Source organism: Methylobacterium sp. P5_C11, assembly GCF_054049775.1.
The window spans coordinates 184,950-209,881 of the sequence record NZ_JBFULS010000001.1; the positions used below are offsets into that span (position 1 = coordinate 184,950).

Consider the following 24,932-nt stretch of genomic DNA (forward strand, 5'->3'; position numbering starts at 1 on the left):
CCGCCGACGCGGGCGCGGGGGTGCCGCGACGAGCAGCGAGGGACCGGCGGCGTGAACGACAGATCCGGCAAGCATGTGGCCCCGTCGCCGGCGGCGCGGGCCGGCGCGATCTCGCCCGGCCCGGTCCACGAGCGCTACGAGTCGCTCATCGCCACGGGCGCCATCGAGCGCGACCCGGCTCAGGGCCACCTCGTGCGCGCCCTCGACCGGCTCGTGATGGACCTGCAGCGCCGAAAGCGCGCCAGCAAGTCCAGCGCCCTGGGCTGGCTGTTCCGGCGCAAGGACGAAGCCGAGACGATCAAGGGCCTGTACATCTGGGGCTCGGTCGGGCGCGGGAAGACCATGCTCATGGACCTTTTCCATGAATCGGCCCCGGAGCCGAAGCGGCGAGTACATTTCCATGGCTTCCTGGCGGACGCCCACGAGCGCATCCACGCCTACCGTCAGGCCCTCAAGGCCGGGACCGTGAAGGGCGACGACCCGATCGGCCCCGTGGCCGACCAGCTCGCCGACGAGGCGACCCTGTTGTGCTTCGACGAATTCACCGTCACCGACATCGCCGACGCGATGATCCTGGGCCGCCTGTTCGGTCACCTGTTCCGGCGGGGCGTCACCGTGGTGGCGACCTCGAACGTCGAACCTGACCGGCTCTACGAAGGCGGCCTGAACCGGGCGCTGTTCCTGCCCTTCGTGGCGACCCTGACGGACAGGGTGGATGTCGTGCGGCTCGACTCCCGGACCGACTTCCGGCTCGAGAAGCTCGGAGGCGCAGCGGTCTATCACGTCCCGGCCGATGCGGCGGCGCGCGCGGCACTCGATGCAGCCTTCAAGGGACTAACCGGCAAGGCGCGGGGCCTCCCGACGACGGTCACGGTTCACGGCCGGGCGGTAGAGGTCCCGGAGCAGTCCAACGGTGTCGCCCGTTTCGATTTCGACGATCTCTGCCGAAAGCCCCTGGGCGCCTCGGACTACATGGCGCTGGCTCGGGCCTACCACACGGTGATCCTGGACGGGATCCCAGTGATGGGGGAGGCGGACCGGAACGAGGCCAAGCGCTTCATCACGCTGATCGACACCCTCTACGACCGGCACGTGAAGCTCGTCGCCTCCGCGGCCGCCGAAGCGCCGGATCTCTACACCGCCGAGACCGGTCGCGAGGCCTTCGAGTTCGACCGGACTGTCTCGCGTCTCATCGAGATGCGGTCGCGGGACTATCTCGCCCAGCCGCACGGCCGGCCCGATTCCGAGGCCTCGGGCGCCAGCACCGGGCTGGTGGAAACGTGAGCGCCCAGGCACGCACCGGGTCGATCTTCGGCCTGCGTCGGCGCAATTGGCGCGGCGCCGGGCCGCTGAGCTGGCTCCTGGGCTCCCCCGCCGCCTTCGTCCTGCTGGTCGTCGCCCTGGGTGCCGGGACGGCGAACTACGTCGCGGGCGAGGCCGACCGGACGGCGACCGCCCGGGCAAACGCCACTGTCGCGGGGGTCGAGCGGCTGATTTCCGAGGTCAAGGACCTGGAGACGGGCGAGCGCGGCTTCGTGCTGGTCGGCAGCGAGGATTACCTGACCCCGTACACGACCGCGCTCAACAGGATCGAGACCGACCTCGCGGGCCTCGGCGCGGCTGCGCAGGAGCCTGTGCGCGCCGGCGGTCCGTCTCTCGCCGGTCTGATCGCGCAGAAGCGGGACTTCGCGGCCCGGGTCGTGGCGGCGCGGCGCAACGAGGGCTTCGATCCCGCCATCGACCTCGTCCGCACCGGCGAGGGCAAGCGCCTCATGGACGCGATCCGAACGGAAGCCGCCGCCCGTCAGACCGCGACCACGGATCAGCTTGGGGTTCTGCAGGCGCGCGAGCATTGGCGCGGGCTCCTGCTGTTCCTGCTCTCCGGAGCGGCGGCCCTCGGGGCGATCGTCCTGCTCGCCCGGCTGGCCCTGGTGCGGCGCCAGGAATCCTTGCGCATGTCGCGGCTCCTCGACGGCGTCCTCGCCAACGCGCCGGTGGGCCTCGGCTTCCTCGACCGCGCGTTGAACATCCGGCACATGAACCGGGCGCTCGCCACCATGAGCGAGCGCGGCTTCGGGGCCGATCTGGGCGCGCCGATCTGGGCGATGCTCCCGACCCTGCGGGAGGAACTCAGCACGAAGCTCGCCGCGGCGCTCCGGGAAGGCCTGGTCTCCCCGGACGTCCCGGTGGCCGTGCCGACCCCCTCGGCCCCGGGGGGCGTGCGACATTTCTCGATGAGCTTCTATCCGCTCCGGGGCGACGACGCCGGCGAAGCCGACGACAGCGTGGAAGGCGTGGGCCTCGTCGTGGTCGACGAGACCATTCGCCATCTCGCGGAGGCCCGGCTGCGCCGGAGCGAGGAGCGCTTCCGATCGCTGATCGAGGCCAGTGCGGCGATCGTCTGGACCGCCAATCCGGAGGGAAGCCTGCACCGCCGTCAGGTCGCCTGGAGCCGCTTCACCGGACAGGATGAGGCCGCCTATGCGGGACTCGGCTTCCTGGACGCGGTCCATCCCGAGGACCGCCAGCACACCCTGGACGCATGGTCCCGCGCGCTGACCAGCCGCGAGCCCTACGCCACGGAGCACCGGATTCGGGCGGCCTCCGGGGCGTACCGGCACATGAGCGTGCGCGCCGTCCCGATCCTCGAAACCGACGGGACCCTGCGGGAATGGGTCGGGACCCACACCGACATCACCGAGCGCAAGGAAGCGGAGGCTGCGATCGAGGCGGCGCGCGCGGCCGCCGAAGCCGCCAACGCGGCCAAGAGCCAGTTCCTCGCTAACATGAGCCACGAGCTGCGCACCCCGCTCTCCGCGGTCATCGGCTACGCCGAGATGGTGCAGGAAGAGCTCGAGGATCTCGGCGAGGCCGACCTCGTCGCCGATATGCGGAAGATCGAGACCAATGCCCGCCACCTCCTCGGCCTGATCAACGACGTGCTCGACATCTCCAAGATCGAGGCCGACCGGGTCGAGGTCTACGCGGAGGATTTCGACGTCGCCACCGTGGTGCGGGAGGTCGCCGTCACGGTCGAGGGGCTGATCGCCAAGAAGGGCAACGCCCTGGAGCTGGCGCTCGAGGACGATCTGGGCACCGCCCACACCGACGTCACGAAGCTGCGCCAGTGCCTGATCAACCTCCTGAGTAACGCCGCGAAATTCACCAAGGACGGCCGGATCACCCTGTCGGTCGTCCGCATCGGCGGGGCGTTGCGGTTCTCCGTCTCCGATACCGGCATCGGCATGACGCAGGAGCAGGTGGGCCGGCTGTTCGAGCGGTTCACCCAGGCCGACGCGTCGACCACGCGGCGCTTCGGCGGGACCGGGCTCGGGCTCGCGATCACCCGGGCCTTCGCGGAGATGCTGGGCGGCGCGATCGCCGTGGAGAGCCGCGAGGGGGCGGGCACCACCTTCACGCTGACGCTCCCGGACCGTTTCGCGGGGGACAGATCGGACGAGGCGGATGCGACCGTCGCGCCAGCTGGGGACCGCAGGCCGATCCTGGTGGTCGACGACGACGCGGCCACCCGGGATCTGCTCGCCCGATTCCTGGAGCGGGAGGGCTTCCCGGTCGCGGTCGCGGAGGACGGGCGGCGGGGCCTCGAACTCGCCCGCAGCCTGCGACCGCGGGCCGTGCTCCTCGACGTCACCATGCCGCAGATGGACGGCTGGGCGGTCCTGCGCGCGTTGCGCGCCGATCCGGAGATCGGCGCGACGCCGATCGTGATGGTCACGGTGCTCGACGAGCAGAACCTCGCGTTTTCCCTCGGCGCCACCGATTACCTGCAGAAGCCGATCGATTGGGGCAGCCTGCGGCAGATCGTCGATCGCTTCCGGCCGGTCGCGGGGGACGGGTCGATCCTCGTCGTCGAGGACGAAGCCGACGTGCGGGGACATCTCTGCGCCTATCTCGCGCGCGAGGGCTTTCCCGTGCGCGAGGCCGAGAACGGGCTGCACGCCCTCGCTTTCGTCGAGGCGGAGCGGCCGTGCCTCATCCTCCTCGATCTGATGATGCCCGAGATGGACGGCTTCGCCTTCCTGCGGGCGCTCCGGGCGCGGGAGGAGTGGCGGGACGTGCCCGTGGTGGTTCTCACCGCCAAGGACATCACGGCCGAGGATCGGCGGCGTTTGGCCGGGCAGGCCGACCGGGTCCTCGCCAAGGGGGCGACCGGCCTCGGCGAACTCGCCCAGGCGCTTCGGGCGCTGATCCCGGCGGCGGATCAGCCCGACTGATCGAGACGCGTCGCTCCCGGGTCGGCGGCCGACCCGGCCTCACAGGCCCCGGAATGCCAGCACCAGGGCTCCGATCGCGATGCCCCACAGGGCGAGCGTCGACCAGATCGCCCGCAGACGCTCGTTCCTGGCGAAACGCTCCAGACGGCGGGCGTCGCCGGTGCCGGCCTCGTCGAGGCGGACCAGCACGCGCTTGAGCCGCTGGGCGAGGTCGGGAATGTCGCTGACCACATCGGAGACGACCCGCAGAGCCTCCAGGCCGCTCTGCGCCCGGCCCACCGGACCCATGTTGCGGGCGATCCAGGTGCGCACGACCGGCTCGGCGGTGGTCCACATGTCGAGCCGGGGATCGAGGGAACGGGCGACACCCTCTACCACCACCATGGTCTTCTGGAGCATCACCAGTTCCGTCCGGGTGCTCATGTCGAACAGGGCCGTGACGTCGAACAGGAGCGTCAGCACCTTGGCCATCGAGATCTCGTCGGCCCGGCGCTGGTGGATCGGCTCGCCGATCGCGCGGATCGCCTGAGCGAAATCCTCCACGGAATGGTGGGCCGGCACGTAGCCCGCCTCGAAATGCACCTTCGCCACGCGGCGATAGTCACGCAGGATGAATCCGAGCAGGATCTCGGCGAGGAACCGGCGCTCGTTCTGGCCGAGCCGGCCCATGATGCCGAAATCCACCGCCACCAGCCGGCCTTCGGCATCGACCATCAGGTTGCCCTGGTGCATGTCGGCGTGGAAGAAGCCGTCGCGGATCGCGTGCCGCAGGAAGCTCTGGATGACGGTCCGCCCGATCGTCTGCGGATCGTGCCCCGCGGCGGCGAGTTCGGCCGCACTGTGGAGGCGGGTCCCGTCGATCCATTCCGCCGACAGCACCTCGCGGGCGGTCAGCTCCCATTCGGGTCTCGGGACGCGGAAGTCGGCATCGTCCCGGGTGTTTTCGGCGAGTTCCGATGCCGCCGCCGCCTCCAGGCGGAAATCCATCTCCATCAGCACGGAGCGGGCGAGGATCTCGACCACTTCGCGGGGGCGCAACCGCTCGGCCTGTGGGGACAGGGCGTGCACCACCCGGGCCATGAAGCGCATGACCTCGAGATCGCGCATGAACCGCTCGCGCACGCCCGGCCGCATCACCTTGACGGCAAGGGCGCGCTGCGTGCCGTCAGGATCCTGCACGATCGCCTTGTGGACCTGCGCGATGGAGGCGGCCGCGATCGGCTCGCTGAACGACACGAACAGCGCGCTCACTGGCTTGCCAAGCGCGGCCTCGACGGTCCGAACCGCGACCGCCTGCGGGAAGGGCGGCACTCGATCCTGCAGCTTCTCCAGATCGAAGGCTGCCCGCACGCCGACGATGTCCGGTCGGGTCGCCAGGAACTGCCCGAACTTCACGTAGGACGGTCCGAGGCGGGTCATCGCCGCCGAGAGCCGGGCGGCCCCGTCGTCGAGACCCGGCCGCTCCAGGGTGCGGCCGATCCTGAGTGCAAGGCGCAGGTGCGGCGGCAGTTCCGATGGGTCCGCGAAGGCGAGCGCGCCCTCGCGAGCCAGCACGAAGCCGACCCGCGCCCCGCGAAACAGGTTGATCGCGGCGCCGATCATGAGCGCGTTGTCCCGCCCGCCTCTGCGGGAAAGGGAAGCCCCTGCGTCGGCAGGACTCGGGAGAAGCGGGCGACGGTGGCGGAGGAGGCAGCGGCCTTCCCGCCCCGCGCGACCGCGGACGCGGCGGTGCTACCTCCTCCCACCCCGATGCACAGGATATCGTCCCCCGCGAAGGGGGGAGGGAGGTCGCGCGCGTGGGGCAAGATCAGGAGACTTTCCAACCCGAATGGATCGCCACGATCCCGCCCGAGAGCGGCCGATCGGTGACGTGGCGGAAGCCGGCGCGCTCGATCATTCCCGCGAATGCGCCGCGAGTCGGGAACTTCCGGATGGATTCCACGAGGTATCGGTAGGATTCCGCATCACCGGCCACCCGGGCGCCGATGCGCGGGATCACATTGAAGGAATAGGCGTCGTAGATCCGGTCGAGCAGCGGGATGTCGACGGCGGAGAATTCGAGGCAGAGGAACCGCCCACCGGGCTTCAGCACCCGCCGCGCCTCGGCGAGCGCTACGTCGATCCGCGGCACGTTCCGGATGCCGAAGGCGATCGTGTAGGCGTCGAACGAGGCGTCGGGAAGCGGCAGCGTCTCGGCGTTCGCGGTGACGAAGGCGATCCGGTCACCGGCCTCGTCGACCTCCCGCTCCCGAGCCCGCTCGGCGCCGACCCGCAGCATCGATTCGTTGATGTCGAGGACCGTCACCCGGGTCCGCGGGCCGCCCGCGGCCAGCACCCGGAAGGCGACGTCGCCGGTGCCACCGGCCACGTCGAGATGCGCGAAGGGCCGGTTCCGTGGCGGCCGCAGCATCGAGACGAGCTGCGCCTTCCAGGCCCGATGCAGGCCCGCCGACATCAGGTCGTTCATGATGTCGTAGCGGCGGGCGACCGAGTGGAAGACGCTGTCCACGCGCCCCTGCTTCTCGTCGAGCGCCACGCGCTCGAAGCCGAAATCCGCGCTCGCGCGCTCAGACGCCCCGTCTCCGGCCTTCATGACGCTCCCAATCCTCGATGGGCGCGTCATAGCGAAGGTCGAGCCCGACCGCCATGCGTCGAAACACGCGGCTGGGGATCGGCCCCGATGCTGCGACGCGCCGAAGTCGTGCCTCAGCCGACCCGTGCGCGGAGGGCGTCGGAGACCGCCGACGCCATGGCGCGGGTTCCCATCGGGTTCGCGCCCGCGGCGGCGATGTCGGCGGTGCGCGCGCCGCCCGCGAGGGCGTCCGTGATGGCGCCGTCCAGGGCGTCGGCGGCGTCGCCGAGCCCGAAGGAGTAGCGCAGGCACATGGCAAGCGAGCCGATCATGGCGATCGGGTTGGCCTTGTCCTGGCCGGCGATGTCGGGGGCCGAGCCGTGAACCGGCTCATAGAGCGCGCGGCGCAGGCCGCTCGCGTCGACCGCGCCGAGGGACGCCGAGGGCAGCATTCCGAGGGAGCCGGTCAGCATGGCGGCGATGTCGGACAGGACGTCGCCGAACAGGTTGTCGGTCACCAGCACGTCGAACTGCTTCGGCCGGCGCACCAGCTGCATGGCGCAGTTGTCGGCCAGGATGTGCTCCAGCTCGATCTGCGCATAGTGCTCGGCGTGGACCTTGGTGACGACCTCCTTCCAGAGGACGCCGGACTTCATCACGTTGTGCTTCTCGGCCGAGGCGACCCGGCCCGAGCGCTTGCCGGCGAGGTCAAAGGCCACGTGGGCGATCCGCTCGATCTCGGCCGTCGTGTAGACCTGGGTGTCGACCGCGCGCTTGGAGCCGTCCTCCAGGGTGGTGATCTCCTTCGGCTCGCCGAAATAGACGCCGCCGGTGAGTTCCCGGACGATCATGATGTCGAGGCCCTCGACCAGCTCGCGCTTCAGCGCCGAGGCCTCGGCGAGCGCCGGGTAGCAGATCGCCGGGCGCAGGTTGGCGAACAGGTCGAGTTCCTTGCGCAGGCGCAGCAGGCCGGCCTCGGGGCGGTTCTCGTAGGCGACGCTCGCCCATTTCGGACCGCCGACGGCGCCGAGCAGGATCGCGTCGGCAGCCTTGGCGCGCGCCAGCGTCTCGTCCGCGAGGGGGCGGCCGTGGGCGTCGATCGCGCAGCCGCCGACGAGGTCGGTCTCGATCTCGAAGGTGGCGAGGCCGGTATCCTTGAGCGTATCGAGCACGACCTGCATGCCGCCGGCGACTTCCGGGCCGATCCCGTCGCCGGGGAGGAGCAGGAGCTTGTAGCTGGCCATGACGGTCTCGCGGGTTTGTCTCGACGTGCCGGCGGGCTTTATCGAGGGCAGACCGTCATTGGCAAGGCGCTCGGGCAAGAGGCTTCTGGCGAGGCGCTTGGGCAAGGCGCCCGCGAGCCCGTCGGGGCGGGCCGCGCCCCGGATCAGAGGAACGCGACCTTGCCGGTGGCGATCTCGTAGTAGCCGCCCACGACCTTCACCCGCCCAGCGGCGACGGCCTCCGCGAGGATCGGCCCCGCCTGCTCCAGCCGCCTGACGGTGTGACGGACGTTCTGGGCGATGGCCTCGGCGAGGGGATCCGGCGCCCGCGCCTTCTCGGCCAGATCGACCGCCGGGCGGATCGCATCGATCAGCGCCGGCAGATGGCCGGGAAGCACGGCGTTGGTCTTCATGGCGTCGATCGTGGCCTTCACGGCCCCGCAATCGGAATGGCCGAGGACGAGGATCAGCGGGGCGCCCAGAACCGACACGCCGTATTCGAGGCTGGCGAGGCCGTCGGTGTTCACGAAGTTGCCGGCGACACGGACGACGAAGAGATCGCCCGGTCCCTGGTCGAAGATGAAGTCCGGGGCGACCCGGGCATCGGCACAGCCGAGGATGCAGGCGATCGGATGCTGCGCGCCGGCCCGGGCGGCGCGACCGGCCGAGAAGTCCCGGTTGGCGGGCGCGTTGGCGGCGTAGCGGCCGTTGCCGTCTCGCAGCCGTGCCAGGGCCTCCTCGGGCGTGATGGCGCGAGACCCCGCCCCGCCGGGGGCCGCTTCGGCGCACCGGATCCGGGCGGAAGCGGCCGCCAATGTGCCGGCCGCGACGGCCGTGAGCAGGCCGCGCCGTGAGAGGAAGGCTCGATGCCGCGCGCACACGATCGATGATCCCTTCGCATTCCATGCCGGCATGGCCCGGCGGACCGCTCGTCCCGGCGGGGATAGGCCGAGCAGACCCAGTCGTAATCCGGACGGTTCTTCATCATCGAGTCCAAACTTTGCAGGAAAGACTGGACCGAATCCCGTGCGCGGGGCATCCCGGGGTCATGGGTCCGGCGGCTGCGGGGCACGAATGTTGGATGATCATTTCCGGGAGCGGATCGATCTCCTTCGATCCGAGCGAGATTTCCGCGAGGCGCTCGCCGGTTACTGTCAGGCCATGATCGATCCATCGCAGATCGTTTGGCCCAGTCACAAATTGCTCAATCAGTTCGAACGCTACCTGGTCTCGTTCATGCTGATCCACAACGACTATGCGTGGCGCCACCAGGGAGGCCCACGCCCGACACTGACGGCCCTCCAGGCGATGGTCGGACTGAGCCCCCGGCAGACGGCCGGCTTCGTGTCGGCCCTGAAGGCCGGGCGGTTCGTCACCGCGTTCGCGGATCGGTGCGATGGGCGCGTGAAGTGCCTGCGGGCCTCGCCGGCCCTGGTGACCGAGATCGGACGATCCGGGCGCCTCTTCGTCGCCGCCATGGACGCCGTCGCGCAGCGCGATCCGGGCCGCGCCGCGGGGTTCGCCGCTCCCGACCGGCTCGGCGAACTTGTCCGCCGGGCGGCGGCCCATGTGCTGCGGCACGGGGCGCTCATCGCACCGTTCCCGCGGATCCTCCATTTCGCCCGCCGGGACTGCGGCTACCCCCTGCTCGTTGCCCTGGTCGGTGCCCACTACGCCGCCACGATACCGCGGGCGCCGACGGCGGCACCGCTGAGCCTGCGCGGCCTCGCCGAGCGGCTGGACGTATCGCGGGCGCATGTCGGAAATCTGCTCGGCGAGGCGGACGCCGCCGGATGGATCCGGATCGCCGACGGCCGCCTGACCGCCTTCGACCCGACGCTGCTGCTGGAATTCGAGCGCTGGGCCGCCGGTCAGATGCTGTTCTACGACGATCTCGCGGCGGCGGTCCTCGCCGATCCGCCGGACGCCGCCGTTCCCGACTTCGCCTGCGCCTGACGGTGCGGCCGGAGGCGCGGGTCTCGCTTGTGTTCCGACCGCTCCGGGGCTACCTACGGGCAGCACCGCGCCGTGAGACCACTCCGCGCGGGTCGCCGACAGGAGAGACGAGCCTTGGCCAGAGCCGGCTCAGCGCCCGAGATCGCCCGCGCCGCCATGACGGCGCCGCGGTCGCGCGCGCGCCGCGTCGGGCTTGCTCTTCCGCTTCTGCTTACCCGCCCCTGAGGGCCGTCCGGGCGCGCGCCTGGGCCTTCAGGGGAGTTCTTTCATTCGCGAATCCGCCCGCGAGGGCATCACGCCGCGCCGCGCCATCACGAGCCGGGCGGCCCGCGACAGGGTAATGCCATGACCACGACCAACACCGCCTCCGCCCGCGACCGGATCCTGATCTTCGACACCACGCTCCGTGACGGCGAGCAGTGCCCCGGCGCCACCATGACCTTCGACGAGAAGCTCGCGGTCGCGGAGCTGCTCGACACGATGGGCGTCGACATCATCGAGGCCGGCTTCCCGATCGCCTCCAACGGCGATTTCGAGGCGGTGTCTGAGATCGCCCGTCGCACCAAGCGCGCCACCATCGCGGGCCTCGCCCGCGCGATTCCCGCCGACATCGCCCGGGCCGGCGAGGCCGTGCGCCACGCCAAGCGCGCGCGGATCCACACCTTCGTGTCGACCTCGCCGATCCACCTCGCGCACCAGATGCGCAAGAGCCAGGACGAGGTCATCGAGATCATCCTGAAGACCGTGGCCCAGGCCCGCGACCTCGTCGAGGACGTGGAATGGTCGGCCATGGATGCGACGCGCACGCCCCTCGACTACCTGTGCCGCTGCGTCGAGGCCGCCATCAAGGCCGGCGCCACGACGATCAATCTCCCCGACACGGTCGGCTACGCCACGCCATCCGAGTATCGCGAGATGTTCGCGAACGTCCGCGAGCGCGTGCCGAATGCCGACAAGGCCGTGTTCTCGGTCCACTGCCACAACGACCTGGGCCTCGCCATCGCCAACTCCCTGGCGGGCATCGAGGGGGGTGCCCGGCAGGTCGAGTGCACCATCAACGGCATCGGCGAGCGGGCCGGCAACGCCGCGCTCGAGGAGATCGTGATGGCGCTGCGCACCCGCGCCGACGTGCTGCCCTACGAGACCGGCGTCGAATCGACGATGCTGACCCGCGCCTCGAAGCTCGTGAGCCACGCCACGAACTTCCCGGTGCAGTTCAACAAGGCGATCGTCGGCCGCAACGCCTTCGCGCATGAGAGCGGCATCCACCAGGACGGCATGCTCAAGAACGCCGAGACCTACGAGATCATGACCCCGGCCTCGGTGGGCCTGACCAAGACCTCCCTGGTGATGGGCAAGCATTCCGGCCGGGCGGCGTTCCGCTCCAAGCTGGAGGATCTCGGCCTGCACCTGTCCGACAACCAGTTCCAGGACGCGTTCGAGCGGTTCAAGGAACTGGCCGACCGCAAGAAGCACGTCTACGACGAGGATATCGAGGCGCTGGTCGACGAGAACCTCGCCACGGCCCACGACCGGATCCGGCTGGTCTCCCTGTCGGTGATCGCCGGCACCCGGGGACCGCAGCGCGCGACCCTGCGCATCACCGACGAGACCGGCACGCGGATCGAGGAGGCGGACGGCAACGGGCCGGTGGACGCCGTGTTCAACGCCATCACCGCCCTGGTGCCGCATCAGGCGCAGCTGGAGCTCTATCAGGTCCATGCCGTGACCGGCGGCACGGATGCGCAGGCGGAGGTGTCGGTGCGCCTGCGGGACGGCGAGCGCAGCGTCACCGCCCGCGGCGCCGATCCGGACACGCTGGTGGCGTCGGCAAAGGCGTATCTCTCGGCGCTGAACAAGCTCTCGGCCCATGCGGTGCGGGTGCATGCACAGCATGCGGCGGCAGAATGAGAAAAAGCTGCGATCGGGGGTGGACAGTCCCCGGCCGCGTTGGTATCAGCCCGCCACCCCGGACGGACTTGGTGGCCGCCGGGCGATCGCAGATGCGATCGGGCGCATAGCTCAGTTGGTAGAGCAGCTGACTCTTAATCAGCGGGTCCTAGGTTCGAACCCTAGTGCGCCCACCAAGACACTCTGCTTCGCATCGACCATCCCGGTCTGCGGCAAAATTTTTCCTCACATCATCCTCGGCCGCGCCTGAGCGTTCTGCGTAGGCGATGTTCTTGCATTGGGTCGCCGTGACGTCCGATCGGCCGCCGGAGGCGGCCGATCTCCTCCACTCGGGTGATGCGGGGTCGCGCGAACATTCTTTCAGTGCCTCTTGCCGGAGAGATCCGGACACGGCGTCCACCGCCTCGGAACGAGCCGATGGGCCGTAGACCACCAGGGAGAGGCAGATGACACGTCTTGCCGATTTGGATCGGTACTGTGTCGAGGCCAGGGACATCGTCCGACGTGCCGAAGACGTCGTGCAGACCTTGACCGACAAGGGCGCCTGCGAAGGCCATCGGCTGATGGCGAACCAAGCGCTCGTCGCGATCCAGCGGCTGGAGCGCCTGATCGAGGGCCATCGCCGCCGCCTGGCGGCCACGCCGCGGCCCCATGCCCTCGCGGAGCCGACGCTGCCCCGCAGATCCTGGTGGCCCGCCCTCGGCCGGGGCGCGAGACCCGATGCCGCGCGGGCGTAGGGGCACGGGACGCGAACGCAAGGATCAAAACACCCAACGCGGCGTACGGAGCCAAACATCGGCCCTGCCCGACGGCTCCCCAAACCCGACGGAACAATCGCACCGGTCCGCGAAGCAGACTCGAGCCCTGTAAGCCCGTCCGGCTCAACGCGGGCTCCGAAAGATCGGAATTAGCGGATATTAAATACATTTCACTAATGATCGACCTCGCAGTCGCAGATTTGCAGGATTCGGCTGTCGCGAGGTCGCCGTGTCGCTCCAAACTGTCTCGATCCGCACCAAGCTCGTGATCGCCTTCTCGCTTCTGACGGTCTTCGTCATCGGGCTCGGCGTCCTCGGGCTGATGAGCACCCGCAAGCTGCGCGAACAGACGGTCGAGATCGACACGAACTGGCTGCCGAGCATCAGAACGCTGGGCGAGATCGACACGCTGACGGCGCGCAGCAGCGGACTTCTCCTCCGCCACACGCAGGCGACGGACCCCGATCTGCTCGGCCGGATCGAGACCGATATGGCGAGCTTCGATCGGAAGCTCGCCGACAAGACGACGGCCTACAAAGCGCTGGTGAGCTCGCCGGAGGAGCGCGCTCAGTTCGAGACGTTCAGCCGGGAATCGGAGACCTTCAAGACGGTTCGCAACGACGTCGTCGATCTCTCGCGAGCCGGGAAGAAGACGGAGGCCTATCAGCTCTACGAGACGAAGGGCCTGATTCCGCGCCGCGCCGCCTCGAAGGCTCTGGAGACGCTCATCGCCATCAACAATGACGGCGCCGCGGCGGCCCAGGCGCAGAGCAGCGCGATCTTCGATGAGACCAGGACGGTGGGCCTGATCGCCATCGCGCTCGCCGTCGGGGTGTCGGTGCTCTCGGCCGCGGTCATCGTCCTGGGCGTCACCCGGGGCATCGCCTCGGTGGTGCAGCCGATGCAGGCGCTGATCGCCGGCGACCTGTCGGTGGACATTCCCCACCAGGGACACAAGACCGAGATCGGGACCATCGCCCGTGCCGTGCAGGTGTTCAAGGAGGGTCTCATCCAGATGAAGGCCCTGGAGGCGGAGACCGCGCAGGCCCGGCTCGACGCCGAGGAGCAGCGCCGGATCGGCATGCGCCAGATGGCGGACCGCTTCGAGGCCGCCATCGGCGGCATCGTCGGGCAGGTCTCCGCCTCGGCAACGGAACTTCAGGCCACCGCCGGTTCCATGTCGGCCATGGCCGGTCAGACCTCGGCCCAATCGGGGGCGGTCGCAGCCGCCGCCGAGGAAGCGGCCTCGAATGTCAGCACCGTGGCCGCGGCGGCGGAGGAACTCGGCGCCTCGGTTCAGGAGATCGGACGGCAGGTCCACGGGTCCGCCGAACTGGCCCGCTCGGCCGCCGGCGAGGCGGACGAGACCGGGATTCTCGTGCAGGAACTGAGTAACGCCGTCGCGAAGATCGGCGACGTCGTCGGACTGATCGCCTCGATCGCCGGCCAGACCAACCTGCTGGCGCTCAACGCCACCATCGAGGCGGCCCGGGCCGGTACGGCGGGGCGCGGCTTCGCCGTGGTGGCCTCCGAGGTGAAGGCGCTAGCCGAGCAGACCGCCCGCGCGACCGGGGAAATCTCGGCGCAGATCGGCCGGATCCAGGGAGTGACCGGGCAGGCGGTGACGGCCATCGGCTCGATCACGAACCGCATCCGCGAGATCAACGGCGTCGCGACCTCGATCGCGGCAGCCGTCGAGGAACAGGGCGCGGCAACCCAAGAGATCGTCCGCAACGTCACCCAGGCCGCGCAGGGCACAGGCGAGGTGACGAGCAACATCACCGGCGTGGCCGGCGCCGCGGAGGAGACCGGCGCGGCGGCGAGCCAGGTCCTAGGCGCGGCATCGGAACTGTCCCGCCAGTCCGAACACCTCACCGCCGAGGTCGGCCGGTTCCTGGCAACCGTGCGCGCGGCCTGACTCGACGGACCGGGCTCACGCGGCCGCAACGGCGCCTCGGAGAGATTCGCGGCCGGGGGCGTGGCCGCCGTCCGCTGCTCACGCCTGCCGCATCGGTGTGCACCGGCGCGCGCCACCACTGATCTGCGCCGAAGTGTGCCGGAGCACGCCGGCGCGGAAAGCTTCGGCTTACATCGGGGTCACACCGCGAAGACAGTCGCGGACCTGATGGAGACTTCCGATGACTCTCACTGCTCGTCTCGCCCTCGCCGCCGCCGTTGCCGTCGCCACCGTCGCGGTCCTGGCCGGCACTTATGTCGAGGTTCTGGACCGCGCCCTGCCGATGCATTTCGTCTGAGCGGACGGATGCGCGCCGACTGGGTGCCGCATCCCGGGACGCCGCCGCTTATCCGCGACGGCGCCCCGGGATGCAGGTGGGAGAGGGCCGATGACCAGCATTCTGACGACCGTGCTCGACGGCGCGTTCTGGGTCGCCGATACCGTTGACGACCTCCTGGTCGAAGCCGCCCGCGGGTTCGCCGCCGCCGCCCCGATGATCGGTGACCCGTGCCCTGATCTTTCAGCTTCTGCCTGCGGTCAGGACCGGGCCGGCGTGCTGGCGGCCCGGTCCTGACGTCTCCTCCATATCGGACGCGCGGCGACAGGTGCGGAAACGAACGTGCGGCATTACCGCTTCTGGGGATTCGGAGCGGATTGGTCGGTCTGCGGCTCCATCTTGGTGGAGTCGGGCTTCGTGGGCGTGGAGTTCTGCGCCTGCTTGTCGTCGCACGCTGTGAGCCCAGTCAGCAGGAGCAGAGCGAGCGCGATGGTTCGGGTCGGCATGGGACTTCCGTGATGCCGGTAAGCGGGGAGGGCATCGACCTCGACCGGCCTGACGCCGGTGGCGCCGTCGATACGAGGCAAGAGGTTCTACGGACGCCGTTCTGCGACCCGGATCTGCAACCGATCGCAAACCGGAACGCATGCAGAGCGGACCGGCCGATGCGCCTCTGCCCGGATCGCCGGGCGACCGCGCCGCATCCGCAGGACGGTGCTTGCCGTCAACGGCTCCCGGCTGCCGGCTTCGAGCCGGATCCGGCATCGTTCGGGCCTGTGCTGTTCGTCGTCCCGGAGCGGCTCATGGAGCCGGTCGACGGACCGCTGCCGGCGGCCCCTGGCGTGGAACCCGAACCCGCATCGTTCGGACCGGTGCTGTTGGCGGTGCCCGACCGGCTGGTGGCACCGGCTGAATTGTCGACTGCCAGCGCAGGAGCGGCGGACAGGACGAGGCCTGCGACGGCGAGGGTCATGAATTTCATGGCGTATCTCCCGATCGGTCCGGCAATCGCGTTCGAAAGTCTGTTGCCGGTCCTGTGGGCAACCCCACGTCGCTGCGACTGTTCCTGCGATCCGGCTCGACGGCCCGCGCTGTCCCCGCAGGCCGGCGCAGGGAACCGTATCGTCACAGCGGTCACCGCGGTGACGTCCATGAGGCCCCACGTCCCTGCACCGCCTCGTCGGCGGCCGGAGCGCCCGACAGGGCAACCGCGTCCACACCGCCGTGACGTCCGGCCCGCGTCAGCGCCCCGAGTAGCCCCGGGCCGCCGCGGCTTCCTTCAGGCGGGTGAAGGCCGTGGCATAGCGCTCGCGCAGGAACGTGGCGTTCGGTGGAATGCGGGTCGGGCAGAGATTGTCCTCCGTATCGGACATCTTGATCAGCAGGGCCGCAAGGTCGCCAGATGCGATCAGAGCCGTGATCCGCTCCGAATAGGCCATCCGGTTAACCGGCTTCGTGAGATGCGTGACCGTCCCGATGACGTCCGCCGTGAAACCCGCCGCGTGCAGGTCCGCCGTGGTGCGCGTCGTGTCCTCCAGGATATCGTGCAGGAGGGCCGCCTGCATCACGTGCATCGGGTCGAGGTCGAGCCCGTCGATGAGCCGTGCATGGCCGGCGCGCCCCAGGGCGGCGTTCGCCACGCGTTCCAGGTGCCGCATGCAGGGCTGGCCGCCCTTGTCGAGCTGGCCCGCATGCGCGGTGAGGGCGAAGGTATGGGCATCGAAGATCGTCGGCACGCTCACCCCCAGGCGGGATCGATCGGCGCGGATCGGCGCCGATCCACCGTCTCAATCCGGGAAGCCGTCCGCCCGCGGTGTCGTTCCCGCTCGGCGGGCTTGCCTCATCTTAAGCCACCCGGAGACACTGACGTCGTGACCGCCGCGATCTACCGCATTTCGTGGATGCGCAGTCCTCGCGCTATGTCCGAAAGTTACGGCTGGCAGCACTATTGCCCAGGTCTCGATGAATCGCCATGTCGTGTGTCATTTTCGAACAGGCGGCGAATCGCACTGCAGGATTGAGCCAATGGGGTCGGTCGCACTCGAGAAGCCGCTGGATGTCGGGGGGCCGCTCAGCCGGCGGGCCGCCGCCCTCGCAAATATCCGATGGTTCCGCGCCCTCGCGTGGCGGGCACTTCGTGACGGCGGTCCGCAGGCTGAAATGCGCGCGGCCAATGCGCGGGCCGCGGCCCGGATCGTCCTGCGCCAAGCCAAGCGGGATGCCGTCGTCGCCCGCCTGGCGCACAGGGCGTTTGATGCGTCGGTCTGAAATGGTTTTCGAATTCCTCGCGGCCGGGGCGGCGCCGATCGCGGCACCTGTTCGGCCTGCCGCACGGAAGGTCGCGCGCCGCAGCGCCTGAACCGGAAAGCCCAGGTCTGTCCGGGCGCCGGGTCGCGATGGGATCACATTTCCCTGCGGCCCGGGCGCCGTTGGACGAGGTCTCGCGGCGCTGCCGCCGCGCGACACTGCGCATGGCCGGGCTCAGCGCCCTGCCGGCATCGAGCGATGGGGCTCAGCGCTTGAACTTGCCGTCGTACTTGAACTCGGGGGCCGACTTGAGCTGATCCTTGCTCGCGCCGATGACTGCCTTCCACTTCTTGGCATTGGCGTCGTAGCTGATGGCGATGGAAGCGGGCGAGACCGCCACGTAGTGCTCACCCATGCCGAGGAAGCCACCGACCGAGACGATGTATCCGGCGAGCTTACCCTGATCGATCACGAGATCTTTGATCTCGCCGACCGTATTGTTCTGCGAGTCGGTCACATTGAGCCCGATCAGATTGTAGCTGAGCACCGCGTCCTGCGGGACGGTCTCGAATTTCGGTGCCGCGGTCGGCGTGGCTTCGTTGGCGGCGAAGGCGGGGCCGGCCAGGGCAGCGGCAGCGACGGCGGCAAGGACGAGACGGCGCATATCGATCTCCAGAGGCCCGGAACGGGTGGCTTGGAATGGATGGCTCCGTCGTATCGTTCCGGCCCCCCACGGAAATGTTAACGCCCAGAACATGGAACCATTGCGCGCCGCGCGAGCAATCCGTCCCGGGCCGGGACGAGCATCCCGTTCCGACCGCCCACGTGAGTGGCAACTGTACTGATGGTCCGGCAGGACAGATCCGTCGACGAGCCCGCAAGCGTTCCTGGCCACGCGCATCGTGGCGCGGCAAGCCGCGTGCGGCAGTGGTTCTCGGGAGGCGTGCGTGGCGGGGGGAGTGCGGGACGCGGTGCGCGCAGGCGCGGCGGGCGCCTGGGTCGACGGTCTCGTCGGCATCACGATCTTCAGCGCGTCCCTGGTGGCGACGCGCCTCGCCCTGACCGGCATGGACGCGCTGTTCCTCAGCGCCGCGCGCGCGGCGCTCGCGGGCCTCGTGGGCGCGGCTGCCCTGATGGTGTTGCGGCAGACCCGGCCGCGCCGTGCCGATCTCCCGGCGCTCGCCATCGTGGCCGCGGGTGTCGTTGTCGGCTTTCCGCTGCTCACCGCGCTCGCGTTGCGAACGGTCGGCGCCGCGCACGGGACGGTCTTCCTCGGCCTACTGCCGCTCGCCACCGCGCTCTTCGGCGCGCTCCGTTCGGGCGAGCGGCCGTCCCCCGTCTTCTGGCTGCTCTCGCTCACCGGCGCGCTGGTCACCGTCGGGTTCGCCGCGCGTGGGCTCGATGGACCACCCGGTCCCGGCGACGCGTTCATGCTGGCGGCGATCCTGCTCTGCGGGCTCGGCTACGCCGAGGGCGGCGTCCTGGCCCGCCGGCTCGGTGGATGGCAGGTGATCGCCTGGGCAACCGTCCTGTCGCTCCCGGTGAGCCTGCCGCTCGCCTTGACGCTCCGGCCGGCGGAGCTCGCCGGGATCCCGCTGCCGGCCTGGGCGGGTCTCGGCTACGTGGCGCTGTTCAGCATGCTGATCGGGTTCGTGTTCTGGTACCGGGCGCTGGCGCGTGGCGGCATCGCCGCGATCGGGCAACTCCAGCTGCTGCAGCCGTTCCTCGGACTCGGCGTCGCCGCCCTGGTGCTGGGCGAACGGATCGAACCCGCGATGATCGGCGCCGCCCTGGCGGTGGCGGCCTGCGTGGCCCTGGCGCGGCGCTTCGCCTGACGACGCGGCCCGGGGCTCAACCGGCCTTGGCCACGACCTCGACGTCGCGGTCGAGGCCGCTCTCGACCTTGAACTCCCGGGTGTAGACCTGCCCGTCGTGGCGGGCGATCAGCACGTAATCCCCCTCGGCGAGGGTGACCTGCGGGAACGCCCCGATCGCCTCGCGGATCGTGTCGCCGCCGGGCGTCAGGACCGAGAAGGCGGTGCCGGCGAAGGCCTCGGCACCGGGTGCGGCCACGAGCTTGAGCGTCACGGTGGCGGCGCGATGGTTGAGGGTCGCCTCGGTCACCTTGCCGTTCTCCACCCGGAGGTCGGCGCGCTGGATCGCGTTCGATTCCCCGTAGGTCGAGACCACGTGGTAGGTGCCCTCCGGCAGGCGCAGCAGCTCGCCGGTCTTGATCCCGGAGCGCACGAGCCGCCCCTCGGAATTCGTCCCCACCGGCACGAAGACCGAGAACACCACCTGGCCGGGCGGGATCTTCTGGTCGCCGACGGCGCCCGCCAGCTTCAGGGCGCCGGCCGCGACCCGCAGCGTGTCGGTGGTCGGCTGGCCCCCCATCACGATGCGCTTCGAGGCGCTGGCGAAGCCGTAGGTCACGGTCGCCACGTATGTGCCCGGGGCCAGGGTGAAATGCGGCTCCGCCTCGGTCGAGCGGGCGACGATCGATGGGCGCGTACCGTCGCCGCGATCCTCGTAGATCCGCCACGCCAGACCCTCGCGCAGGGACACGCCCGGGCCCGACAGGAGCGCCGACAGGGTCAGCTGCGCCTCCGGCTCGGCCGGCGGCAGGGAGGGCGGCAGGGTCGGGCTGGTGATCGACGGCGAGGGGAGGGGGCCGCCGAGCCGGTTCTGGAACAGGTCCTGCTGCGCGGACGCGGGCGGCGGGACGGCGGCGAGAACCGCCAGCGCCGTCGCGGCAAGCCTCATGCGCATCGGTCGGCCTTTCTCAACCTTTCGCTCCGGTTCGGACGCCGGATCGTCCGGGCAAGCCTCTGACCCGGGACCATGGCGGCGGCAAGGCCGCACTTCCACCGGCGGCCCGCGCATGCCACATCCCGCCGGGACGCGACACCGGGACTGAGCGCATGACCGCCACCCTCGATCTCCTGAAGACCCGACGCTCGGTGCCGCCGGTGCTGCTCGACGAACCCGGTCCGGACCGGGCGCAGCTGGAGACCCTCCTCACCGTCGCCTCCCGCGTGCCCGATCACGGCAAGCTCGCGCCCTGGCGCTTCATCGTCATCGCCGGCGAAGCGCGGGTCCGGGTCGGCGCTCTAATCGCCGCCGCCTTCGCGGCCGACAACCCCGACGCGAGTCCCGAACGGCTGGCGCAGGAGCAGGCCCGGCTGACGCACGCGCCGGTCGTCATCGCCGTGGTGTCGCGAGCCGGTCCGCACGTGAAGATCCCGGAATGGGAGCAGGTGCTCTCCGCGGGCGCCGCCGCCATGAACCTCGTCGTCGCCGCGAACGCCGCGGGCTTCGCGACCTCCTGGCTGACGGAGTGGTTCGCCTACGATCGCCGCATCCTCGACGCGCTGGGCCTCGCCCCCGCCGAGAAGCTCGCGGGCTTCGTCCATATCGGCCGGGCGCGGGAGGTGCCCTCCGACCGACCGCGGCCCGCGCTCGACGCGATCGTCACCTACCTCTGAGGGAGCCCGCCGTGCATTACGATCTCGACCTGCCGCGCGAGGCGCGCGTTCTCCCGCACAACCCCCTGAAGGCGATCGTCGCCCCCCGGCCGATCGGCTGGATCAGCGCCGTGAATCGTGCGGGCCAGCTCAACCTCGCGCCCTATTCGTTCTTCAACGCCGTGGCCGACAACATGGTCGCGTTCTCGTCGTCGGGCCGCAAGGACGCGATGACCTTCGCGGAGGAGGGGCAGGAATTCGTCTGCAGCCTCGCGACCTGGGACCTGCGCGACGGGATGAACGATTCCTCGGCCCCTCTGCCGCGCGGCGAGAGCGAATTCACCTTCGCCAACTTGGAGACGGCGCCCTCTCACAAGGTCCGTCCGCCCCGTGTGGCGGCCTCGCCGGCCGCCCTGGAATGCCGCTGGCTGCAGACCGTGCCGCTGGTGCCCCTCGGGGGCGGGGAGGCGGAGAACTTCCTGGTCATCGGGCAGGTGGTGTCGATCTACGTCGACCCCCGCTACGTGACCGACGGAATGGTCGACACCGCGGCGATGCATCCGATCATGCGCGGCGGCTACTTCGACTACTTCCATGCCACCGCCGAAACCCGCTTCCAGATGCGCAGACCAAAGGGCGCCGGGGAGTTCACCGGGTCCTGAATCAGGAACCTCGCCGACGGGGCGGATTGAGGACTTGTTTACCATAGCGGGCGCAGGTTCGGGCCGTCTCAAGCCCCGTGCGCGCCCGGATGTTCCTGTTCACCACGCCGTCGAGCCCACCGGAGAGCCCGCCGCCCCAGGCGCGGCCGCTGCCGGGCACGGCCGCCTCCGGGCCGGTGGTGCAGGCCATCCGCGATGGCGCGATGGCGAGTGGCGCCGGCTTCGACTACCTTCTCGCCACGGCGCGTCGCGAATCCGCCCTCGATCCCACCGCCAAGGCAGGGACATCCTCGGCCACCGGGCTCTTCCAGTTCATCGAGCAGACCTGGCTCGGCGTCATGAAGAATGCCGGACCGCGGCTCGGTCTCCAGGCGCAGGCCGACGCCATCACCCGGCAGTCCGACGGCAGCTACACGGTCCCCGACGCGAGTCAGCGGCAGGCGATCCTCGACCTGCGCCGCGATCCCAAGATCGCCGCGACGCTGGCCGGCGCCCTGACCCAGCAGAACGCCGATGCCCTCACGGGGGCGCTCGGCCGCGAGCCGACCGCCGGCGACCTCTACGCGGCACACGTCCTCGGTGCCAAGGGCGCGGCGGCCCTGATCGGGACGGCCCGCACCTTCCCGGAGCGCGCCGCCGCCCTCGACCTGCCTGAGGCGGCCGCCGCCAACCGCGCCCTGTTCTACGACCGGACCGGCCGGCCGCGCAGCGCCGCCGAACTCTACGCGAGCCTCGCCGCGGCGGCGCAGGGTGCCACCGCCACCGACATCACGGGGCTGCGCCAGGGCGGCGCCGCCCCACCGCAGGCGGTCTCGGCCTATGCCAGCACGGCGACGGCGTTCGGGGGCACCTCCGACCTGCGCAGCCTGTTCCAGACCGACCAGCGCGGCGCGGTTTCGGACGCCGCGGCGCGGCTCTGGCAGGCGCGCAACGCCGCGGCCCCGGCCCAGCACGCGGCACCGACCTACTTCCCGCGCTCCGATTCGGAGCCGCAACCGCATGCGGCCGTCCCGGAGCCTCTGGTCACGGGCGCCCTACCCGAGCCGGCGGCGACGCCGCCGGGTGCCGCCCTCCTCAACCCGCCGATACCGCCCCGCCGCCCCGCGGAACTCACGGTCGCGGCACCCATGTCCGGCGGCAGGACCAGCCTGTTCGCCCCCCGGAGCGGTCGATGATCATCCGCGAGTTCCTGGCCTGGACGCAGAACGCCTCGGCCGAAGGGCGGGCCGAGGCCACCTCGGCCCTGGCCCGCGCCTACCTGTACGGCGATCTCGACGCCGACGCGGCCTGGGAAGCCAAGACCGCGCTGCTCGCGCTGCTCGACGATCCGTCGCCCCTGGTCCGACGGGCGCTCGCCGAGACCTGCGCCGCCTCGGCTCGGACGCCGCGCCCGTTGGTGGTCGCGCTCTCCTGTGACGTCCCGGAGGTGGCGCGGCCGATCCTCGCGCGCTCGCCGGTTCTCACCGATGCCGACCTCGTGGATGCCGCCGCCCTCGTCGACGAGGCGACCCGCGCGGTGATCGCCGCCCGTCATCACCTCTCGCACGCGGTCTCGGGCGCCCTGGCCGAGATCGGCGAAACCGACACCCTGGTGGTGCTGGCCGCCAATCCCACGGCGAAGATCACCGCGGGCCGGATGCTGCGCATGATCGAACGCCGGGGGGACGAGGCCTGCCTGCGCGAGGCGCTCCTCGCCCGGGCCGATCTGCCACCGGAGGTCCGCCACGCCGTGGCGATCGCGGTGGCGCAGGCGCTGTCGGGATTCGTCACGCGCCGCGGCTGGCTCGGCGCCGAACGCTGCGACCGTATGAGCCGGGAGGCCGGCGAGCGGGTGGCGCTCGAAGCCTGCGACGGGCTGGGCGCGGCCGCGGTGTCGCGGCTGGTGACACATCTGCGCACGACCCGTCAGCTGACCGCGGGCCTGATCCTGCGCGCCGCGCTCTCCGGGCGGACCGACTTCGCCCTCGCCGCCCTGGCCGACCTGTCGGGTCAGGACCACGCCGCAATCGCCCGAGCCCTGCGCGATCCCCGCCTGTTCGCGGACCTGCACGCCCGGGCCGGCCTTCCCGACGCGCTCCTGCCGGCGATGCAGGCGGCGTTCGCCGCGTGGCAGGATCTCGCCCGGCGGGCGATCCCCGTCCGGGAAACCGGCCTCTCGCGGCGGATCATCGAGTGCGCCATCGAGGCCTGCGGCGACCCGTCGGATCCGGACATGCATCCGGTCATCACACTGCTGAATCGCTACGAGGCCGAGGCCGCCCGGGACGAGGCCCGGGAGGCGGCGCGCGCCATCGCCGCGCGGGCACTGGCCCGGGAAGCCGCGCGCCGCGAGGCTGATGCTGCCGACGCCGCATGGCGGGCGGCCCTGGAGAGCCAGCGCAAGACCACCTTCGCGATCGCAGCCGACGCCACGGAGCCACTGCTGGTCGCTGCCGCGGAACCGGAGCCGGACGCGGTCGGTCCGATCAATCCGGTGGGGGCGATCCTCGACGCGCTGCCGGAGCAGATCCTGGCCTGGTACCGGCCGGAAGAGCCGGCGCTCGATCCCGAGGCGCAGGCCGCCACCGATGCGGTGCTCGACGGCCTCGGCGACAGTCTCCTCGGCCATTTTCGCGCCAGCCACGGCCTGGCCGAGCCGGAGGCCGCCCCCGAGGCCCTCGACAAGCCCTCGCGGATCGCCGCCTGATCGAAGGGGCCGACCGGCGTCACGCACTATCCGCGTGCGCAGCCGAGAGGCGCGCGCGCAGCGACGCGAACGCCGGCGGACCCGATACGATTCCCTGGCGGTCGCCGATCCGCGGCGGGAACGGCAACGCTCCGCCTCTCCGCGTGATGACCGCGTGGACTCGGGGGAACCCGGACAGCGTCTGGCACTCGACGGAGCACGGCGGCGCAAGGCGCTGCGTCGCGCATTGCGCTACATCAATTCCGTGCCGGTCCATCGGCCTAGAATGTGGGATTGGGGCTTCCGTTCTCGGGTAACGTGACATCGTCGAGCTTCTGCCTGCGGCCAGAAGCACACGACCCCGGCCATTCGCCCGTCGTCAGCACCCTCCGGGCGGGACTCGGCGTACCCAGACAGAGATGCAGGTCGCCGCATGGCCGCGTGCAGGGAGCTGGGCAATGCTTAAAGCGCCGCTCTTGGGAATGCTCCTTCTGAGCCTGACGATGACGCCGTGCGAACCCGATCCCGGCGACGATGAGGACGGCGTCCATCAAGCCGCCGAGATCGAGGCGCTCGTCCAGGAGGCGAGCGACATTCTGAAACGACAGGGTCACCGCGCCTTCGCCGGCTTCAGGATGAAAAACAGTCACTGGAGACACGCGGATGTCTACCTGTTCGTGACCGACATGCGCGGCGTCATCCTCTTCAACGCCGAACATCCGGACCATGAGGGTCGTAATCTGCTCGACGAGCGGGATGCGGACGGAAAACAGTTCCGCAAGGACTTCGTCGCGGTCGTCCGCGGCTCCGGATCGGGCTGGGTCGACTACATGTTTCCCCGACCCGGCCAAACCGTTCCGGTCGTGAAATGGGGCTACGTCAGCGAAACCCGCGTCGATGAGGTTCCGGCGCTGGTCGGAGCGGGGGTCTACGTCGACTGAGCCCGTCCGGCCCGCGTGGGGCGACGGTCCATGACGGTCGCTCCTGGCGGCTGCGGCGGTGCGC

23 protein-coding genes and 1 tRNA gene are annotated in these 24,932 nt (G+C 70.5%); 15 read left to right on the forward strand and 9 right to left on the reverse strand.

Features of this window, described 5'->3' with window-relative positions:
- The first annotated feature begins 51 nt into the window (after positions 1-51).
- Positions 52-1,284 carry a cell division protein ZapE gene (gene zapE, locus ACXJKQ_RS00920; RefSeq protein ID WP_457103881.1) on the forward strand — a complete coding sequence of 411 codons (1,233 nt, stop codon included), beginning with the start codon at positions 52-54 and terminating at the stop codon, positions 1,282-1,284.
- Positions 1,281-4,235: a response regulator gene (locus tag ACXJKQ_RS00925; protein ID WP_457103882.1), complete on the forward strand. Its 2,955-nt coding sequence runs from the start codon at positions 1,281-1,283 to the stop codon at positions 4,233-4,235. Before zapE ends, ACXJKQ_RS00925 begins: the two co-directional genes overlap by 4 nt.
- Positions 4,236-4,274: 39 nt before the next feature.
- Here ACXJKQ_RS00925 and ubiB read toward each other — a convergent pair whose 3' ends face one another.
- The 4 genes from ubiB to ACXJKQ_RS00945 all read right to left on the reverse strand — a co-directional run bounded on the left by ubiB (position 4,275) and on the right by ACXJKQ_RS00945 (position 8,911).
- Positions 4,275-5,837 carry a 2-polyprenylphenol 6-hydroxylase gene (ubiB, locus tag ACXJKQ_RS00930; RefSeq protein ID WP_457103883.1) on the reverse strand — a complete coding sequence of 521 codons (1,563 nt, stop codon included), beginning with the start codon at positions 5,835-5,837 and terminating at the stop codon, positions 4,275-4,277.
- 205 nt (positions 5,838-6,042) lie between these two features.
- On the reverse strand, positions 6,043-6,828 hold the full coding sequence (ubiE, locus tag ACXJKQ_RS00935; protein WP_457103884.1) for a bifunctional demethylmenaquinone methyltransferase/2-methoxy-6-polyprenyl-1,4-benzoquinol methylase UbiE: 786 nt from the start codon (positions 6,826-6,828) through the stop codon (positions 6,043-6,045).
- 113 nt (positions 6,829-6,941) lie between these two features.
- Positions 6,942-8,051 (reverse strand): 3-isopropylmalate dehydrogenase, encoded by a 1,110-nt coding sequence (leuB, locus tag ACXJKQ_RS00940; protein WP_457103885.1) that lies wholly within the window; start codon positions 8,049-8,051, stop codon positions 6,942-6,944.
- A gap of 143 nt (positions 8,052-8,194) precedes the next feature.
- On the reverse strand, positions 8,195-8,911 hold the full coding sequence (locus ACXJKQ_RS00945; RefSeq protein WP_457103886.1) for a carbonic anhydrase: 717 nt from the start codon (positions 8,909-8,911) through the stop codon (positions 8,195-8,197).
- A 319-nt stretch (positions 8,912-9,230) separates the two neighbouring features.
- Between ACXJKQ_RS00945 and ACXJKQ_RS00950 the strand changes: the two genes are divergently transcribed.
- The 6 genes from ACXJKQ_RS00950 (at position 9,231) to ACXJKQ_RS00975 (ending at position 15,186) form a co-directional block, all read left to right on the forward strand.
- Positions 9,231-9,986: a hypothetical protein gene (locus tag ACXJKQ_RS00950; protein WP_457103887.1), complete on the forward strand. Its 756-nt coding sequence runs from the start codon at positions 9,231-9,233 to the stop codon at positions 9,984-9,986.
- Between the two features lie 345 nt (positions 9,987-10,331).
- Positions 10,332-11,897 carry a 2-isopropylmalate synthase gene (locus ACXJKQ_RS00955; protein WP_457103888.1) on the forward strand — a complete coding sequence of 522 codons (1,566 nt, stop codon included), beginning with the start codon at positions 10,332-10,334 and terminating at the stop codon, positions 11,895-11,897.
- 100 nt (positions 11,898-11,997) lie between these two features.
- Positions 11,998-12,073, forward strand: a tRNA-Lys gene (locus ACXJKQ_RS00960).
- 342 nt (positions 12,074-12,415) lie between these two features.
- Positions 12,416-12,634 (forward strand): hypothetical protein, encoded by a 219-nt coding sequence (locus ACXJKQ_RS00965; protein ID WP_457103889.1) that lies wholly within the window; start codon positions 12,416-12,418, stop codon positions 12,632-12,634.
- Positions 12,635-12,884: 250 nt separating this feature from the next.
- Positions 12,885-14,573: a methyl-accepting chemotaxis protein gene (locus tag ACXJKQ_RS00970; protein WP_457103890.1), complete on the forward strand. Its 1,689-nt coding sequence runs from the start codon at positions 12,885-12,887 to the stop codon at positions 14,571-14,573.
- Between the two features lie 427 nt (positions 14,574-15,000).
- Positions 15,001-15,186, forward strand: coding sequence for a hypothetical protein (locus ACXJKQ_RS00975; protein WP_457103891.1), 186 nt, complete (start codon positions 15,001-15,003; stop codon positions 15,184-15,186).
- A 53-nt stretch (positions 15,187-15,239) separates the two neighbouring features.
- Here ACXJKQ_RS00975 and ACXJKQ_RS00980 read toward each other — a convergent pair whose 3' ends face one another.
- The 3 genes from ACXJKQ_RS00980 to ACXJKQ_RS00990 form a co-directional block, all read right to left on the reverse strand.
- Positions 15,240-15,395, reverse strand: coding sequence for a hypothetical protein (locus ACXJKQ_RS00980; protein ID WP_457103892.1), 156 nt, complete (start codon positions 15,393-15,395; stop codon positions 15,240-15,242).
- Positions 15,396-15,613: 218 nt separating this feature from the next.
- The gene (locus ACXJKQ_RS00985) at positions 15,614-15,871 is read right to left on the reverse strand and encodes a hypothetical protein (protein WP_457103893.1); all 258 of its coding nucleotides are present in this window, start codon (positions 15,869-15,871) and stop codon (positions 15,614-15,616) included.
- A gap of 259 nt (positions 15,872-16,130) precedes the next feature.
- Positions 16,131-16,625, reverse strand: coding sequence for an HD domain-containing protein (locus ACXJKQ_RS00990; protein WP_457103894.1), 495 nt, complete (start codon positions 16,623-16,625; stop codon positions 16,131-16,133).
- Positions 16,626-16,914: 289 nt separating this feature from the next.
- On the opposite strand from ACXJKQ_RS00990, the gene ACXJKQ_RS00995 reads away from it, so the two are divergent.
- Entirely contained in the window at positions 16,915-17,157 is a 243-nt protein-coding gene (locus ACXJKQ_RS00995; RefSeq protein ID WP_457103895.1) for a hypothetical protein, read from the forward strand.
- Between the two features lie 244 nt (positions 17,158-17,401).
- Here the strand turns inward: ACXJKQ_RS00995 and ACXJKQ_RS01000 are convergent, their stop codons facing one another.
- Positions 17,402-17,800 (reverse strand): PRC-barrel domain-containing protein, encoded by a 399-nt coding sequence (locus ACXJKQ_RS01000; RefSeq protein WP_457103896.1) that lies wholly within the window; start codon positions 17,798-17,800, stop codon positions 17,402-17,404.
- 283 nt (positions 17,801-18,083) lie between these two features.
- Here ACXJKQ_RS01000 and ACXJKQ_RS01005 point away from each other — a divergent pair, with 283 nt between their 5' ends.
- A complete protein-coding gene (locus ACXJKQ_RS01005; protein ID WP_457103897.1) occupies positions 18,084-18,971 on the forward strand; it encodes a DMT family transporter in 888 nt (295 codons plus the stop codon).
- 16 nt (positions 18,972-18,987) lie between these two features.
- Here ACXJKQ_RS01005 and ACXJKQ_RS01010 read toward each other — a convergent pair whose 3' ends face one another.
- Positions 18,988-19,905, reverse strand: a complete 918-nt coding sequence (locus ACXJKQ_RS01010) for a hypothetical protein (protein WP_457103898.1) — start codon at positions 19,903-19,905, stop codon at positions 18,988-18,990.
- 152 nt (positions 19,906-20,057) lie between these two features.
- Between ACXJKQ_RS01010 and ACXJKQ_RS01015 the strand changes: the two genes are divergently transcribed.
- The 5 genes from ACXJKQ_RS01015 (at position 20,058) to ACXJKQ_RS01035 (ending at position 24,868) form a co-directional block, all read left to right on the forward strand.
- Complete coding sequence (locus ACXJKQ_RS01015; RefSeq protein WP_457103899.1) at positions 20,058-20,621, forward strand: nitroreductase family protein; 564 nt, start codon at positions 20,058-20,060, stop codon at positions 20,619-20,621.
- A gap of 11 nt (positions 20,622-20,632) precedes the next feature.
- Positions 20,633-21,262 (forward strand): flavin reductase family protein, encoded by a 630-nt coding sequence (locus tag ACXJKQ_RS01020; RefSeq protein WP_457103900.1) that lies wholly within the window; start codon positions 20,633-20,635, stop codon positions 21,260-21,262.
- A gap of 89 nt (positions 21,263-21,351) precedes the next feature.
- The gene (locus ACXJKQ_RS01025) at positions 21,352-22,437 is read left to right on the forward strand and encodes a lytic transglycosylase domain-containing protein (RefSeq protein ID WP_457103901.1); all 1,086 of its coding nucleotides are present in this window, start codon (positions 21,352-21,354) and stop codon (positions 22,435-22,437) included.
- Positions 22,434-23,948 carry a DUF2336 domain-containing protein gene (locus ACXJKQ_RS01030; RefSeq protein WP_457103902.1) on the forward strand — a complete coding sequence of 505 codons (1,515 nt, stop codon included), beginning with the start codon at positions 22,434-22,436 and terminating at the stop codon, positions 23,946-23,948. Before ACXJKQ_RS01025 ends, ACXJKQ_RS01030 begins: the two co-directional genes overlap by 4 nt.
- Before the next feature lie 398 nt (positions 23,949-24,346).
- A complete protein-coding gene (locus ACXJKQ_RS01035) occupies positions 24,347-24,868 on the forward strand; it encodes a cache domain-containing protein (RefSeq protein ID WP_457103903.1) in 522 nt (173 codons plus the stop codon).
- Positions 24,869-24,932: the final 64 nt, after the last annotated feature.

Coding starts and splice junctions, on each gene's coding strand:
- ubiB (WP_457103883.1), bottom strand. CDS start 5,837: ATGATCGGCGCCGCGATCAACCTGTTTCGCGGGGCGCGGGTCGGCTTC.
- ubiE (WP_457103884.1), bottom strand. CDS start 6,828: ATGAAGGCCGGAGACGGGGCGTCTGAGCGCGCGAGCGCGGATTTCGGC.
- leuB (WP_457103885.1), bottom strand. CDS start 8,051: ATGGCCAGCTACAAGCTCCTGCTCCTCCCCGGCGACGGGATCGGCCCG.
- ACXJKQ_RS00955 (WP_457103888.1), top strand. CDS start 10,332: ATGACCACGACCAACACCGCCTCCGCCCGCGACCGGATCCTGATCTTC.
- ACXJKQ_RS00975 (WP_457103891.1), top strand. CDS start 15,001: ATGACCAGCATTCTGACGACCGTGCTCGACGGCGCGTTCTGGGTCGCC.
- ACXJKQ_RS00980 (WP_457103892.1), bottom strand. CDS start 15,395: ATGCCGACCCGAACCATCGCGCTCGCTCTGCTCCTGCTGACTGGGCTC.
- ACXJKQ_RS00985 (WP_457103893.1), bottom strand. CDS start 15,871: ATGAAATTCATGACCCTCGCCGTCGCAGGCCTCGTCCTGTCCGCCGCT.
- ACXJKQ_RS00995 (WP_457103895.1), top strand. CDS start 16,915: ATGGGGTCGGTCGCACTCGAGAAGCCGCTGGATGTCGGGGGGCCGCTC.
- ACXJKQ_RS01000 (WP_457103896.1), bottom strand. CDS start 17,800: ATGCGCCGTCTCGTCCTTGCCGCCGTCGCTGCCGCTGCCCTGGCCGGC.
- ACXJKQ_RS01010 (WP_457103898.1), bottom strand. CDS start 19,905: ATGCGCATGAGGCTTGCCGCGACGGCGCTGGCGGTTCTCGCCGCCGTC.
- ACXJKQ_RS01015 (WP_457103899.1), top strand. CDS start 20,058: ATGACCGCCACCCTCGATCTCCTGAAGACCCGACGCTCGGTGCCGCCG.
- ACXJKQ_RS01025 (WP_457103901.1), top strand. CDS start 21,352: ATGTTCCTGTTCACCACGCCGTCGAGCCCACCGGAGAGCCCGCCGCCC.
- ACXJKQ_RS01030 (WP_457103902.1), top strand. CDS start 22,434: ATGATCATCCGCGAGTTCCTGGCCTGGACGCAGAACGCCTCGGCCGAA.
- ACXJKQ_RS01035 (WP_457103903.1), top strand. CDS start 24,347: ATGCAGGTCGCCGCATGGCCGCGTGCAGGGAGCTGGGCAATGCTTAAA.